Genomic DNA, 14,205 nt, shown 5'->3' with positions numbered 1-14,205 from the left:
TCCAACGATGGGAAGGTCAAGGCTGCATCGACTATCCGTCGAGCGTGTCGAGGAGGTCCTGTGCCCGACCGGCCGAGAGGCGGCGAACGTCGAGTTCGTCGCGGCGACCGGCAAGAAGATCGCTGGCAAGAATCCGGTCTGCGAGATCGGCCGGCAGCGAGAGAAGAACACGCGTCTCATCCGTGTGGATGCCGCCGAGGGACGAGCGCTTGCCCGTGATCATGCCGCCCGCCACCGTGTTGTTGGTGTCGGGGTCGATCAGGATGAACGCACCCGTCGTCCGGTTCTGCTCGTAGGCGTCGAACATGGCCTGCTCGTCGAAGGCGAGATGAACCTTGCCGATGGCGTTCATCGACAGCGCTTCGGACGGACCCCACTTGCCGCTCTTCAGATCGAGCTGGCTTACCGGCTCGACGCTGACGCGCTGGCGGCGAGAGCCGCTCTTCAGCCAGTAGCGCTTGTTCGGCTGGATCCCGTCCGGCTGCAGGGCCACGATCTGCGCATCGAAGGCAACCCCGGTCTGTGGCTGGCTGTCGATGGCGACGATCATGTCGCCACGCGAGACGTCTACCTGGCGGTCGAGCACGAGGGTGATCGCGTCGCCGGTGACCGCCGCATTGCGGACGAGGTCGAAGGTGACGATCTTGGTCACGTTGGCGACCATGCCGGAGGGAAGGATGACGACGCTGTCGCCCGGCTTGACCGAGCCGCCGGCAACGGTGCCCTGATAGCCCCGGAAGCTTTCGCCCGGGCGCGAGACGCGCTGGACCGGCAGGCGGAAGCCGGTCGTCTGGCCGGAGCGCACGGTGGCGAGCTCCAGAACCTCGACCAGCGTCGGACCTTCGTACCAGGGCATGGAGGCGCGACCGTCATAGACCACGTTCTCGCCTTTCAGCGCCGAAACCGGGATCGCCGTGACCTGGCGGACGCCGAGCGAAAGGGCGAGTTCCCGGAAGTCGTGGCTGATCGCATCGAAACGGACACGGTCATAGCCGGTCAGGTCGATCTTGTTGACGGCCAGCACGAATTGGCGAATGCCCATCAGCGTGGCGATCGTCGCATGGCGGCGTGTCTGCTCGAGCAGGCCGACGCGGGCATCGACCAGGAGGATGGCGAGGTCGGCAGTTGAGGCGCCGGTCGCCATGTTGCGCGTATACTGCTCGTGTCCGGGCGTGTCGGCCACGATGAAGGAGCGGTTCTCGGTCGCGAAATAGCGGTAGGCCACATCGATCGTGATGCCCTGTTCGCGCTCGGCCTGAAGACCGTCGAGGAGAAGCGCGAAATCCGGCAGGCCGAGGTCGTTCTGCTTGCCGCTGGAGTCGCGGGCCAGCGTCGCGGCCTGGTCTTCCTTGACCGCCTTGGTGTCCCAGAGCAGCCGACCGATCAGGGTGGACTTGCCGTCGTCGACGCTGCCGCAGGTGATGAGGCGCAATGGGCGACTGTCACGCGGGGCCCGGGCATCGGCTCCGGCGAAGGCCTTGACGTCGCCGGTCGTGCGCTGAGCATCCTGCAGGGTCGTGTGGCTGCCGGTGGAAGCGGAAACGGTCATCAGAAATATCCTTCGCGTTTTTTCTTCTCCATGGATCCGGACTGGTCCCGGTCAATGGCGCGGCCCTGGCGTTCGGAGACGGTCGCGGTCTCGAGTTCGGTGATGATGTCGTCCAGCGTCGTGGCACTGGAGCGGATGGCGCCCGTCAGGGGGAAACAGCCGAGCGTGCGGAAGCGGATCTGCTCCATGCGCTTGGCCTCGCCGGGCAGCAGCTCCAGCCGCGGATCCTCCGCGAGGATCATCATGCCGTCGCGCTCCACGATCGGGCGTTCCGCAGCGAAATAGAGCGGCACGATCGGGATTTCCTCGGCCTGGATGTAGCGCCAGATATCGACTTCGGTCCAGTTGGACAGCGGGAAGGCGCGAACGCTTTCTCCCTTGCGGATCATCCCGTTATAGACGTTCCAGAGTTCAGGACGCTGGTTGCGCGGATCCCAGCGATGATCGGGCGTGCGGAAGGAATAGATCCGCTCCTTGGCCCGGCTGGCTTCCTCGTCGCGCCGTGCGCCGCCGAAGGCCGCATCGAACCCGCCTGCATCCAGTGCCTGGCGCAGGCTTTCCGTCTTCATGATGTCGGTGTAGAGCGCGGAGCCGTGCGTGAAGGGCGTCACGTTCTCGGCCGCACCGCGCGGATTGATATGTTCGATCAGATCGAGGTCGTAGCGCTCGACGATCTCGTTGCGAAACGCGATCATCTCGGCAAATTTCCAGCCGGTGTTTACATGCAGCAGCGGAAACGGGACGCGGCCGGGATAGAATGCCTTGCGCGCAAGATGCAGGAGGACGGAGCTGTCCTTGCCGACCGAATAGAGCATGACCGGCTTCTCGAACTCGCCGGCCACTTCGCGGAAGATGTGGATGGCTTCGTTCTCGAGGGCCTTGAGATGCGGGTCGAGCGGGGGGCGGGCGCTCTGCGGATTGTGCAGTTCCGTTTCCGGAAGCGTCAGGGACATCGGGTCGTCTCCAGTCTTGTTCGGGCAGGGTCGGTCAGCGCGCGTCAGGCGGCGCTACCGGCCAAGGCCTTGGCATCGGGTATCGGCTGTGACGCGGCGTCCGCCACGTGCAGGCCGCATTCGCGGGTCTCGTCGTTTTCCCACCACCAGCGGCCGGCGCGCTCGGGTTCGCCGGGCTTGATCGCCCGCGTACAGGGCTCGCAGCCGATGGACGGGTAGCCGCGGGCATGCAGCGGATTGACAGGGATCGCTTCGGCCACGACATAGGCGCGGATCGTGTCGATGTCCCAGTCGGCCAGCGGATTGATCTTGATCAGGCCGCGGTCGAGATCGGCTTCGGCGAAGGGCGTGTCGGCGCGGTTTCCGGACTGACCGCGGCGCAGGCCGGTGATCCAGAACGTCGCTCCGGCAAGGGCGCGTGCGAGCGGCTTGACCTTGCGCACGCCGCAACAGGCGTGGCGCGCCTCGATGCTTTCGTAGAAACCGTTCAGGCCGTAGGTCGCGGCAAAGGCATCGACATCGGCCTGCTCCGGATGGAACCGCTTGATGAGGATCCCGTAGGTCTGTTCGGTGGTGTCGATCAGGGCCACCGTCTCGTTGAACAGCCGACCGGTCTCGAGCGTCGACACCTCGATGTCGAGCTTCGCCGTGCCGATGGCGGCCGTGATGACCTGATCCTCGATGCCGAGGCTGGTGGTAAACACGGCCCGGCCGTCGAGCGATGCGACCAGTGCCAGCCGCTCGCCGAGGGTGAGACATTCCAGCTGCCGGGCCAGCGCCGCGGCAGTTGTTTCAAGGGACATGGATGTCATGGGTTATCCTGTATGGTTCCCATCTTTATCGCAGCCATTCGTCATGAAAGACAGAAAAACGGATTTCCAATGATAGGCGATGGGAGCAAATATCACTCCGATCGCGGGGGATGTGGGAAAAGGCTGTTGCGTGGCCTTCGGCAGAGCGCGTCATCGATGGAGATGGGACGGGCTTGGCGCGATGCTTGGACAGAGCTTCAGACGGGCGCGTGGGTGCGGGAAGGATCGGGCCCTTGTCGCGCCGTTGGCAGCGCCTCTTCCCGCAGCGCCTCTTCCCAAGGTCCGCAAAATGATCCACGCTTGGACTGCGGCTTCTCCCGGGGGCGAAGGGCATGGCTTGACGATGGGGGATGCTTGATGACGCTGATCGGCTGCGGCCACATCTTTCACGGGCTGCCTTGCTGGCCGCCAAGCTGCAGCATCAGCGCGACGAGGCGGCTGTCCAGAGCCTGGGGCTCATTGGCGTCGCGGCGGCCATCGTCACCCTGCGAGGCGTCGTTCTCGCCGCCAACGACCCTTTTCTGTCGCATGACGGCGTTTCGATCTCGGCCTATAACCGGCTGCGGATCCAGTCGGCTTCCGCGGCTAAACTCCTGGATGCGGCGCTCGAGCGACTGGCGGCCGACGCTCTGCCTCTTGCGCCGATGTCGATCGCCGTGCCGGCTACAGAAAACGAGGCTTCCGTCGTGCTGCATGTCCTGCCGGTCAAGGGCCGTGCCCGCGACATTTTCGGTGCCACGACCGTTCTGGTGATCGTCACCGCGCTCGGGACGAAGACGCGACCGTCGGCGTCTCTGATCCGTGCCCTCTTCGATCTGACCCCCGCCGAAGCCCGCGTTGCCGAAGCGATCGTTGCGGGCCGCGACGAACTCGCGGCGTTGCAGGCGCTGGGCATCAGCTCGGGAACCGTGCGTACCCACGTCAAGTCCATCTTCCGGAAAACGGGCCTGAACAGCCGGCTCGAGCTTGTGCGCCTGCTCAGCACGATCGGACTGCCGGGATGACGCGTCTCACAAGCGGCGGTCGCTCGATGCCGCGCGTGGGTTGACCCACGGCTCCTGGTTCGAGCGGGGCAGAGGCTGCTTGCCGAGGATGTGGTCCGCGGCTTTTTCGCCGGTCATGATCGAGGGGCCGTTGAGGTTGCCATAGGTGACGTGCGGGAAGATCGAGCTGTCGGCCACGCGCAGGCCGTCGACCCCGATCACCCGGGTCTCGTGATCGACAACGGCGTTCGGGTCGTTGGCATCGCCCATGCGGCAGGTGCCGCAGGGGTGATAGGCGCTTTCCAGATGCTCGCGCAGGAACGCGTCGATCTCCGCGTCGCTGGCAACGCCTTCGCCGGGCTGGATCTCCGGACCGCGATAGGTGTCGAAGGCCGGCTGGCGGAAGATCTCGCGGGTCAGTCGCACGCAGTGGCGGAACTTCTCCCAATCCTCGGGGTGGCTCATGTAGTTGAAGCGGATCACGGGATCGGCTTTCGGGTCCGCGGACCTGAGCGTGACCGCGCCGCGCGATTTCGACAGGTTATAGCCGACGTGAACCTGGAAGCCGTGGCTCTTGGCGGCGGCCTTTCCGTCGTAGGAGATGGCCACCGGCAGGAAATGGTACTGAATGTCCGGCTGTTTCAATCCCGGTGCCGAGCGCAGAAAGGCGCAGGCCTCGAACTGGTTGGAGCTGCCGAGCCCCGTGCGCGTCATCAGCCATTGTGCGCCTGCGACACCCTGCCAGAACCAGGGCAGCCAGGAATAGAGCGAGACAGGTTTTGTCGAGACCTGCTGAAAGTAGAACTCCATGTGGTCCTGGAGATTGGCGCCAACCCCTGGTCGGTCTGCCTTCACCTCGATGCCCATCGACTGCAGATGCGCTGCGGGACCGATGCCCGAGAGCATCAGCAGCTTCGGCGAATTGAATGACGATGCGGAGATGATGATGTCGCGCTTTGCCTTGACGATCTCGATCGCGCCGCCGCGTTCGATCTCGACCCCGGTCGCGCGGCCGTTCTCGATGACGATGCGGCGCGCAAAGCCACGGACGAGGGAGACATTCGGCCGCTTCATGGCGGGGCGGAGATAGGCATTGGCCGCCGACCAGCGGCGTCCATTGTGGATCGTCTGCTCCATCAGGCCGAAGCCTTCCTGCTTGGAGCCGTTATAGTCTTCCGTCATCTCGAAACCGGCCTCGCTGCCGGCCTTGATGAAGGCGTGGAAGAGGGGATTCTTGACCGGCCCGCGCCGCACGTGAAGCGGACCGTCTGTGCCCCGCCACCCCTCTTCGCCGCCATGCGAATGTTCCATCCGCTTGAAATAGGGCAGCACGTCGGCGTAGGCCCAGCCGCGTGCGCCGAGCGCTTCCCAGCGATTGAAATCTTCCGCGTGGCCGCGCACGTAGACGAGCCCGTTGATCGAGGACGAGCCGCCGATCACCTTGCCGCGTGGCGCGCTGATGCGCCGATTGTTGAGGTTCGGCTCCGGCTCGGAATAATAGCCCCAATTGTACCGCTTCATGCTCATCGGCCAGGCAAGCGCCGCCGGCATCTGGATGAACGGCCCGATATCCGATCCTCCGGCCTCGATGACGATCACCGTGTTGCGGCCATCCTCGGAGAGACGGTAGGCAAGGGCCGAGCCGGCAGAGCCGGAGCCGACGATGATGAAGTCTGCGTCCATGATGATATCCTATCGCCTTGGGGAAAGACGGTCCGGCGAGTGCGCTGCCGGCAATGAAAGACCTCGCCGCCCAACGCTCCCGGAGTTGTGGTCGATGACTCGTTTTGCGGAGGGGACGAAACTCCGCCTTTCGAAGCGGTCCGGGACCGCTTCGACACCGACAGCCCTAGGCGCGATGGTTCCCACCATGATGTGGATCGCATCGTGACGGCCTTGACGGTCGTTGTCGTGCTCGAACGGGACGCCCATCAATAGGGCGCCTCGACCTTGCCCATCGCCACATAGACCGTCTTCAGCTCGGTATAATGCTGCAGGGCTTCCACCGAGTTCTCGCGGCCGAAGCCCGATTGCTTGGAACCGCCGAACGGAATTTCGACCGGGCAGAGATTGTAGGTGTTGATCCAGAGCGTGCCGGCTTCCAGCCGATCCACCACGCGGTGCGCACGGGCGATGTCGCGCGTGAAGACGCCGGCCGAAAGGCCGAATTCCGTCGCATTGGCGCGCCCGATCACCTCTTCCTCGTCATCGAAATCCAGCACGCACATGACCGGGCCGAAGATCTCCTCGCGCGCGATCGTCATCGTGTCCGTCACATCGGCAAAGACGGTCGGCTGGATGTAGGTGCCCTCGGTGGGAACGTCGTTGGGGATTGCGCCGCCCGTGACGAGGGTTGCGCCTTCCGCCTTGCCGGTCTCGATATAGGCAAGCACCTTGTCGCGCTGCAGCTTCGAGACCATCGGTCCAAGCTGTGTCTCCTCGCTCAGGGGGTCGCCGATCACGATCTTTTCGGTGCGGTCCCGAAGGCCCGCCAGGAAACGGTCCTTGATGCCGTTCTGAACGAAGACGCGCGTGCCATTGGAGCAGACCTGGCCCGTCGAATAGAAATTGCCGAGCATCGCGCCGCCGATCGCGCTGTCGAGATCGGCATCCTCGAACACGATCAGCGGTGACTTGCCGCCAAGCTCCATGGTGACATGCTTCAGCTGGCCCGCTGCTGCCGCTGCGACCTTGCGCCCCGTCGGCACCGAGCCGGTGAGCGACACTTTTCCCACATCCGGGTGGCCGACGAGCAGGGGCCCCGTATCCCGGTCGCCCTGTATGACATTGAAAAGCCCCTTGGGCAGGCCGGCCTCGATGAGGATTTCGGCGATCTTCAAGGCACCGAGCGGCGTGTTTTCGGACGGCTTGAACACCATGGCATTGCCGGAGACCAGGGCCGGCGCCGCCTTCCAGCAGGCGATCTGCTGCGGATAGTTCCAGGCGCCGATGCCGACGCAGACGCCGATGGGCACGCGCTTCGTGTAAGCGAAATCGGCCCCGAGCGGGATGTGCGCGCCATTGAGTGCCGCGGCCGCCACGCCGCCGAAGAACTCGAAGCTGTCGGCGCCCGAGGTGGGGTCCGCGACGAGCGTTTCCTGGATCGGCTTGCCGGTGTCGAGCGTTTCCAGCTCCGACAGTTCGCGGTTGCGCGCCCGCATGATGTCCGCGGCTTTCTTCAGGATGCGGCCGCGCGCCGTCGGGCTCATGGCCGCCCATTCCGGCTGGGCACGCTTTGCCGCGGCCACCGCCTGCTCGACGATGGCGGGCGTTGCGGCGTGAAGCCTCGCGATGACTTCGCCGGTGGCGGGGTAGAGGCTGTCGAACGGCGTGCCGGCGCTGTCCTCGACATAGGCGCCATCGATGAAGTGGGATGCGTTCGGCTGGGCTCTCATCGGGTTTCCTTCGCGTGTGGTCTCGGGGGCTCGGCTTCATTCGCCGCGCGGAAAGCGTTTCTGTTCTTCGAGCGTGTCGAGGTTCATGTGATTGCGCATGTAGCGCTCGGACGCCTTCTGCAGCGGCTGATGGTCCCAGGGGTAATAGGCGCCGTTGCGCAACGCCTCGTAGACCACCCAGCGCCGGGCCTGGCTCTCGCGCACGGCGGCATCGAAACGGGGCATGTCCCAACGGGCCTCGCGCATCTGGCGGAAGGCCTCCAGCGTGGCCGCGATGGCAGCGGTCGGCGGAGACGCTGCGAGATTGTCGAGCTCGAGCGGGTCGGCCTCGAGATCGTAAAGCTGGTCGGGATCATCCGCACAGTGGACATATTTCCACTTGCCCTCGCGGATGGCGACGAGCGGGGAGATCGATCCTTCCGCGGCATATTCCATCAGCACGGGCGAGACGCGCTCCCCCCCGTTGATAACGGGCAGCAGGCTTTCTCCATCCGTCCAGGGCATGATCTCGTCCATCGAGATGCCGGCAAGGTCGCAGAGCGTGGGGGTGACGTCGAGATTGGAGACGGGGCCTGCGTGCAGTCCGGGCGTCACGCCGGGTCCCGCGATCATCAGCGGCACGCGGGCCGATCCCTCGAAGAAGTTCATCTTGAACCACAGGCCGCGTTCGCCCAGCATGTCGCCATGGTCGGAGCAGAAAAGGATCAGCGTGTCGTCGAGCTGCCGTGTCCGCTCCAGCGTGTCGATGAGCCGCCCGACCTTCTCGTCGATATAGGAAATGTTGGCGAAGTAGGCCTGGCGGGAGCGTCGGATATCGCTCTCCGTCACCGTAAAGCTGTCATAGTCGCAGGCCGACATCAGCCGCTCGGCATGCGGGTCCTGCCGGTCGAGCATGCCGACCTCGGGCAGAAGGTGGTCGCAATCCGCGTAGAGATCCCAGAATTGCCGACGGGCCACATACGGATCGTGCGGATGGGTGAAGGAGGCCGCCACGCACCAGGGACGCCGGCCCGGTGCGCCCGCGTCGCGTGCAAGGTGATAGATCTTCTGTTCCGCGAGAAAGGCGACCTCGTCGTCATATTCCATCTGGTTGGTGATTTCGGCGACGCCCGCGCCGGTGACCGAACCGAGATTGTGGTACCACCAGTCGATACGCTCGCCCGGCTTGCGGTAGTCCGGCGTCCAGCCGAAATCCGCGGGATAGATGTCCGTCGTCAGGCGCTCCTCGAAGCCGTGCAGCTGATCCGGGCCGACGAAATGCATCTTGCCGGACAGAGCGGTGTAATAGCCAGCGCGTCGCAGATGATGGGCGAAGGTCGGGATGGAGGAGACGTATTCCGCCGCGTTGTCGTAGACGCCGGTGCGGCTTGGAAGCTGCCCGGCCATGAAAGACGCCCGGGCGGGCGCGCAGAGCGGCGACGACGTATAGTTGTTGACGAACCGGGCCGAGCGGGCCGCCAGGGCCTTGAGATGCGGTGCGTGCAGCCACGCCGCAGGCCCGTCCGGAAAAAGTTTCCCGTTGAGCTGGTCGACCATGATGATCAGGATGTTCGGCTTGCTGCTCTCGGCGGGGCTCACGCGGCGGCTCCATTTTCTCGGCGAAGGGCAATGCGGGCGAGTGCGGCATCGACGGTGTCCTCCGCCAACGCGATCGACCGCTCGGTTGTCAGCGGTGCGGCACCCAGTGCGCGGCGGATATAGAGCCCGTCGATCAGCGCGGCCGTCGCCTCGGCGATGCGGGCAGCCTCTGTCTTCGGACAGAGCTGCGACAGGCTGGCCGACAGGTTGGAGTGCAGCCGGCGGGCATAGAGCACCAGCAGTCGCCGGACGGCGTCCGAGCGCTGCGCCTCGCTGTAAAAGGCAAGCCAGGCCGCCACCGTTTCCGGCGCGAACTGCCCGGCATGAAAGCTGACGCGGATCAGGGCCGAAACGCGCGCGCGGGGATCTTCCACCTCGGCCAGCGCCGAGACCGTATCCCGCCGCAGGTCGCGCAGCAGCGAGCGCATGGTCTCGGTCAGAAGCTGGTCTTTGCTGCCGAAATAATGATGGGCAAGAGCGGGGGAGACGCCGGCGCGGCGGGCGATGTCCGACATGGTCACCGACAGCGTGCCCTGGTCTCCGATGGCGCTGATGGCAGCATCGACCAAGGCCTTTCGGCGCACCGGCTCCATTCCGACCTTCGGCATTCCGATCTCCCGTCGTCCGCCGCAGCTTGATTTTGGCAACGTAATGTCGGCAGACTAATTTTGATTGAGCCGTCAATCAAGAAAAAAGACGCGGGAAAGGGAGTTGTGCGCGGTGGGTTTTGCCGGCTTCCGGGCGCGTCAGGCGCGGCCGAAAGCCTCGGTCACCCTGACATCGCCGACATGCATGCCGTTCCAGTTGTGCATGGAGGTCGTCGCTTCCGCCAGCAACGCAGCCTCGATGTCAGGCTCGTCGCGGAAGAAGCGGGCGAGTGTCGCGGCGATCATGGATTCGGCGGCCCTGGTCGTGCCGTCCTCGCATTTCAGCGCAATGGCGATGCCCTGTTCCGGAAGGGTGGCGCAGAAGACGCCTTCAGCGCCGGTCTTGGCGAAGATCCGGCCCGGTGCGATCTGCATGAGACGGGTGCAGGCGCGTTTCGTTCCCGCGACGTAAAAGGGCTCGGCCATGCAGGCGTCGATCAGCCGGCGTGCCGCCTTCGCCCGCTCCGGCCCGAGGCCCGTGCCCGTCGTCATCTTCGCAAAGCCATGGGCAAGCCCCTTCAGGGGCACGGCATAGGTGGGAATGGCGCAGCCGTCGATGCCGCAATTGTCGTGTCCCAGGGCGGCGCCGGTCAGGCTTTCCATCGCGTCACGAATCTCGCGCTGGATGAAGTGATCGTAGGCGATATAGCCTTCCGGATCGACGCCGGCATGGCAGGCGGCGCAGATGAAGCCGGAATGCTTGCCTGAGCAGTTGTTGTGCAGGGCGTTCGGCTTGTCCATTGCCCGGACCTGGTCGATCAGGACCGGCTGGGCGAAGGACCAATGCGCGCCGCATTCGAGCGTCGAGACGTCGCGTCCGGCGAGCGCCAGCATATCGGCGGCAAGGGCTGCATGTTCCGGCTCTCCATTGTGGGAAGAGCAGGCCAGCGCCAGCATCCGCTGATCGAGTCCGTAGGCGTCGGCGGCGCCTGTTTCGATGAGGGGCAGGGCCTGCATGGCCTTGCAGGCCGAACGCGGAAAGATGGCGGCGTCGACGTCACCGAGGGAGAAGACGGTCCGGCCATTGCCGTCTACGGCAATGACCATGCCGCGGTGACGGCTTTCTACGAGGGCGCCGCGCGTCACTTCCACCAATATCGGGTTCGTCATGCCAAAACCTCTCTTCGTCGCTGTTGTCTATCACATTTCGGTGCGGGTCTTGCGAAGCCTGCCCGTCACGACGATCTCTGTCCCAGAAGACGCCGCCTGCTGACCCTGCCATAGCCGATCGCGCTTCGGCGTCAAACCCGGACATTGCATGAATCTGATCCGCATTCTCCTGCTTGCCATTCTGGTCATCTATCTTCTTCCGGCCCTCGCCTCTGCCGGACTGTGGTACGTCAAGGACAGGCCGGAGAGCTGGCGCAATGCCGACTGGTCGTCGTCCGGGGTTCTGCCGAAAGCGACGGCGGATAGGGAAGCCGCCATCTATGTGCTGTCGGCGGCCACCGGCGGCTTGAAGGGGGCGGTGGCAAGCCATTCCTGGATCGTCACCAAAGCGGCCGGCGATCGGGTCTACAACCGGTATGACAAGGTCGGTTGGGGCACGCCCATTCGGCGCAACATGCGCGAGGCCGACGGCGCCTGGTATTCCAACCGGCCGAACATCGTGGTGGCGATCACCGGGGCCGAGGCGGCGCGGCTTGTTCCAGAGGTCGAAGCGGCCATCCAGTCTTACCCCTACGCCAAGCCGGGCGCCTATCGCATCTGGCCGGGACCCAACTCCAACACCTTCGTCGCGCATGTTCTGCGCACCGTGCCGGACCTCGGGGCTGTTCTGCCGCCCGATGCGGTCGGACGCGACTATCTTCCGGACGGCAAGCTTTTTTCGATCGATGCCGATGGTCGCGATGTCCACGCGACACTCTACGGCCTTCTCGGCGTTTCCGCCGGCGTGCGCAGCGGGTTCGAGCTGCACTTTATGGGGCTCGTCGCCGGCATCGATGTCGCGCGGCCGGCGCTCAAGATCCCGGCCTTCGGGAGGCTGGGCATATGACCGAGCTTGGCGATCATGTGTCACCGATGATGCGCCGTTCGTAGGCGCGATCAGGGCCGGCGACCTCCGGCGGAGACAGGGGTCTCTGCACGCATAACCAGAAACGGAAAAAGGGCCGCGTTAGCGACCCTTTCCACGAAATACGGCCCGTAATCGGCCCGGACTGGCTGCTGGCTCAGTCCGTAGAAGGAAGGCTCAGAGCGAGGGCTGCCTCGTTTCCGCAACCATGCTTCCCGTGTCCGTTACGAGTACCGAAATCTCATTAGACATTGGACCACCTTCCTTTCATTACGTTGAACATGAGGAAAAGATAGGTGATTTTCGGCAAAGCGCAAGTCCTAGTCCGACAAAACTTCCGTCCGCGGGATCACGAAGAATAACGCATGACGCGCAGACCGTGAGGCGTGCGGAAAGCGGGTTCAGAGCGTCAGCACGATCTTTCCGATATGGTCGCTTTCCTCCATCAGGCGATGGGCTTCCGCGACATTTGCGAAGGGAAGAACGGCGCTCATGACCGGGGCGACGGTGCCTTCGTCGAGCAGCGGCCAGACATTGTCCTCCAGATCGTCGCGGATGGCTTCCTTTTCCGTCGCCGTGCGCGGACGCAGCGCCGACCCCATCACCCGCAGGCGCTTGGAGAGGATCGGCGCGATATTGGCGTTTTCTACCTTGGCGCCGCCGAGGAAGGCGATGATGGAGAGCCGTCCGTCGGTCGCCAAGCATTGCAGGTTGCGGTCCAGATAGGCGGCGCCGATCATGTCGAGGATGACATCGACGCCCCGCCCGCCGGTTTCCGACAGGATGATCTCCTGGAAATCCTCCTCCTTGTAGTTGATGGCCCTGACGGCGCCGAGCGACACGCAGGCCTCGCATTTCTGGGCGCTGCCGGCGGTCACGAACACCTGTGCCCCGAAGGCGCCGGCAAGCTGGATCGCCGTCGTGCCGATGCCGCTCGAGCCGCCGTGAATCAGGATGGATTCGCCTTCGACGAGATCGGCCATCTGGAACACGTTTGCCCAGACGGTGAAGAAGGTTTCCGGGAGGGCTGCGGCACGGGCGGCGTCGTAGCCGGTCGGCCAGCGCAGCGCCTGCGTCGCCGGCACGCTGCAGTATTCGGCATAGCCGCCGCCATTGGCAAGCGCCGTGATCCGATCCCCCAGGGAGAAGCCTTCTGCCCCGTCGCCGATCGCGACGATCTCGCCGGCGACTTCCAGCCCGAGGATGGGGCTTGCGCCGGATGGCGCCGGATAAAGCCCCTTGCGCTGCATGACATCCGGCCGATTGATGCCGGCGGCCTCTACGCGCACGAGAAGATGTCCGGCCTCGAGATCCGGAAGTGGACCTTTGGCAAGAACCATGGTTTCCGGCCCGCCATGCGAGGGCAGGTCGATGAATGTCATGTGTGTCGGCAGCGGCATGGGAGCTCCTGTGCTTCGTCGCAGCTAGAGCTAGGGCATTCACCGGCACGGTCAAAGGTGCATGGGCGAAGGCGGTGCGTGAACGCGGAGGGCGAACGCCGCCGGTCGGTGCGGCGACCGTCAGGCGGGCTCGTTTTCGCGGGCGGACATCATGTCCCGGAATGCGGCCCGCGACTGGCAGCGTTCGATCCAGTCCCGGACGCCCGGGTGCCTGTCGAACAGGGCCGTCTGGCTCTGGGCGTAACGAAACACTTCCGCCAGATTGAGGTCGGCCACCGTGAAGCGATCGCCGACGACGTAGGCGCGTCCCGCGAGGCGGGTTTCCAGCACGCCGAAGCGCGTTTCCAGGGCGTGCGTCGCGGCCTCGACGATGGCCCGGCCCCGTGCGGGTCCCTTCGGCTCGGCATCGTGGGCAAGCACGATCTTGACGGCGTGCGGCTCGACCTCGCTTGCAGCCCAGAGCGTCCAGTCGACGATTTCCGCGTCCTCCGTGGCATTGGCGGCGGCGAGCGGCCCACCATGCTTGCGGGCAAGGTAGAGGTTGTTAGCCAGCGATTCGCCCAGCACCAGCCCGTCATCCTCGATCGCGGGGATCGTGCCGCGGGGGTTGATGGCGAGATAGGCAGGCGACTGCGTGTTGAGCGGCGCCGTCTCCGACAACGGGTCGATCAGCCGCCGCGCCTGTATCACGGGGACGGACCGGAACGGCAGACCGAGTTCGCCCGCCATCCAGTAATTGCGCGATGCCCGCGATCGGTACACCCCGTAGATGGTCAGCATGATGCTCTCCGTTCCAGATCCAGCTTCCGATAGAACGCCCAGCCTGACGCGATTGGCCGGACGAGGGAAGGTGGCCCTGCTGATGCAAGACATG

Annotated in this window: 12 protein-coding genes; 2 read left to right on the top strand and 10 right to left on the bottom strand. The window is 64.9% G+C overall.

Annotation, left to right across the window (positions count from 1 at the left end):
* Positions 1–31: 31 nt before the first annotated feature.
* The 3 genes from cysN to ASG03_RS19030 are packed head-to-tail and all read right to left on the bottom strand — an operon-like array spanning position 32 to position 3,314.
* On the bottom strand, positions 32–1,549 hold the full coding sequence (gene cysN / locus ASG03_RS19040; RefSeq protein WP_082475846.1) for a sulfate adenylyltransferase subunit CysN: 1,518 nt from the start codon (positions 1,547–1,549) through the stop codon (positions 32–34).
* Positions 1,549–2,502, bottom strand: coding sequence for a sulfate adenylyltransferase subunit CysD (gene cysD, locus ASG03_RS19035; RefSeq protein WP_062476854.1), 954 nt, complete (start codon positions 2,500–2,502; stop codon positions 1,549–1,551). Before cysD ends, cysN begins: the two co-directional genes overlap by 1 nt.
* A 44-nt stretch (positions 2,503–2,546) precedes the next feature.
* Positions 2,547–3,314, bottom strand: a complete 768-nt coding sequence (locus ASG03_RS19030) for a phosphoadenylyl-sulfate reductase (protein ID WP_062476851.1) — start codon at positions 3,312–3,314, stop codon at positions 2,547–2,549.
* A gap of 350 nt (positions 3,315–3,664) precedes the next feature.
* Between ASG03_RS19030 and ASG03_RS19025 the strand changes: the two genes are divergently transcribed.
* On the top strand, positions 3,665–4,318 hold the full coding sequence (locus ASG03_RS19025; protein WP_062476848.1) for a helix-turn-helix transcriptional regulator: 654 nt from the start codon (positions 3,665–3,667) through the stop codon (positions 4,316–4,318).
* Between the two features lie 6 nt (positions 4,319–4,324).
* Here ASG03_RS19025 and betA read toward each other — a convergent pair whose 3' ends face one another.
* From betA to ASG03_RS19000, 5 genes are all read right to left on the bottom strand, one after another.
* Positions 4,325–5,980, bottom strand: coding sequence for a choline dehydrogenase (gene betA, locus ASG03_RS19020; protein WP_062695123.1), 1,656 nt, complete (start codon positions 5,978–5,980; stop codon positions 4,325–4,327).
* A 248-nt stretch (positions 5,981–6,228) separates the two neighbouring features.
* Entirely contained in the window at positions 6,229–7,692 is a 1,464-nt protein-coding gene (betB, locus tag ASG03_RS19015) for a betaine-aldehyde dehydrogenase (protein ID WP_062695120.1), read from the bottom strand.
* A gap of 36 nt (positions 7,693–7,728) precedes the next feature.
* Positions 7,729–9,270 (bottom strand): choline-sulfatase, encoded by a 1,542-nt coding sequence (gene betC, locus ASG03_RS19010; RefSeq protein ID WP_274533665.1) that lies wholly within the window; start codon positions 9,268–9,270, stop codon positions 7,729–7,731.
* Positions 9,267–9,878, bottom strand: coding sequence for a transcriptional regulator BetI (gene betI, locus ASG03_RS19005; RefSeq protein ID WP_062476839.1), 612 nt, complete (start codon positions 9,876–9,878; stop codon positions 9,267–9,269). Before betI ends, betC begins: the two co-directional genes overlap by 4 nt.
* 138 nt (positions 9,879–10,016) lie before the next feature.
* Positions 10,017–11,027, bottom strand: coding sequence for an asparaginase (locus ASG03_RS19000; protein ID WP_062476836.1), 1,011 nt, complete (start codon positions 11,025–11,027; stop codon positions 10,017–10,019).
* A gap of 148 nt (positions 11,028–11,175) precedes the next feature.
* Here ASG03_RS19000 and ASG03_RS18995 point away from each other — a divergent pair, with 148 nt between their 5' ends.
* The gene (locus ASG03_RS18995) at positions 11,176–11,913 is read left to right on the top strand and encodes a DUF3750 domain-containing protein (RefSeq protein WP_062695118.1); all 738 of its coding nucleotides are present in this window, start codon (positions 11,176–11,178) and stop codon (positions 11,911–11,913) included.
* 419 nt (positions 11,914–12,332) lie between these two features.
* Here ASG03_RS18995 and ASG03_RS18990 read toward each other — a convergent pair whose 3' ends face one another.
* Both ASG03_RS18990 and ASG03_RS18985 read right to left on the bottom strand, forming a co-directional pair.
* Positions 12,333–13,331 (bottom strand): NAD(P)H-quinone oxidoreductase, encoded by a 999-nt coding sequence (locus tag ASG03_RS18990; protein ID WP_062695116.1) that lies wholly within the window; start codon positions 13,329–13,331, stop codon positions 12,333–12,335.
* Between the two features lie 120 nt (positions 13,332–13,451).
* The gene (locus ASG03_RS18985; RefSeq protein ID WP_062695114.1) at positions 13,452–14,111 is read right to left on the bottom strand and encodes a glutathione S-transferase family protein; all 660 of its coding nucleotides are present in this window, start codon (positions 14,109–14,111) and stop codon (positions 13,452–13,454) included.
* Positions 14,112–14,205 lie beyond the last annotated feature (94 nt).

It is taken from the genome of Rhizobium sp. Leaf341 (assembly GCF_001424325.1).
GTDB lineage: Bacteria > Pseudomonadota > Alphaproteobacteria > Rhizobiales > Rhizobiaceae > Ferranicluibacter.
The sequence above is the reverse complement of the archived record's forward strand: the minus strand, read 5'-3'. Positions and strand labels throughout refer to the sequence as shown.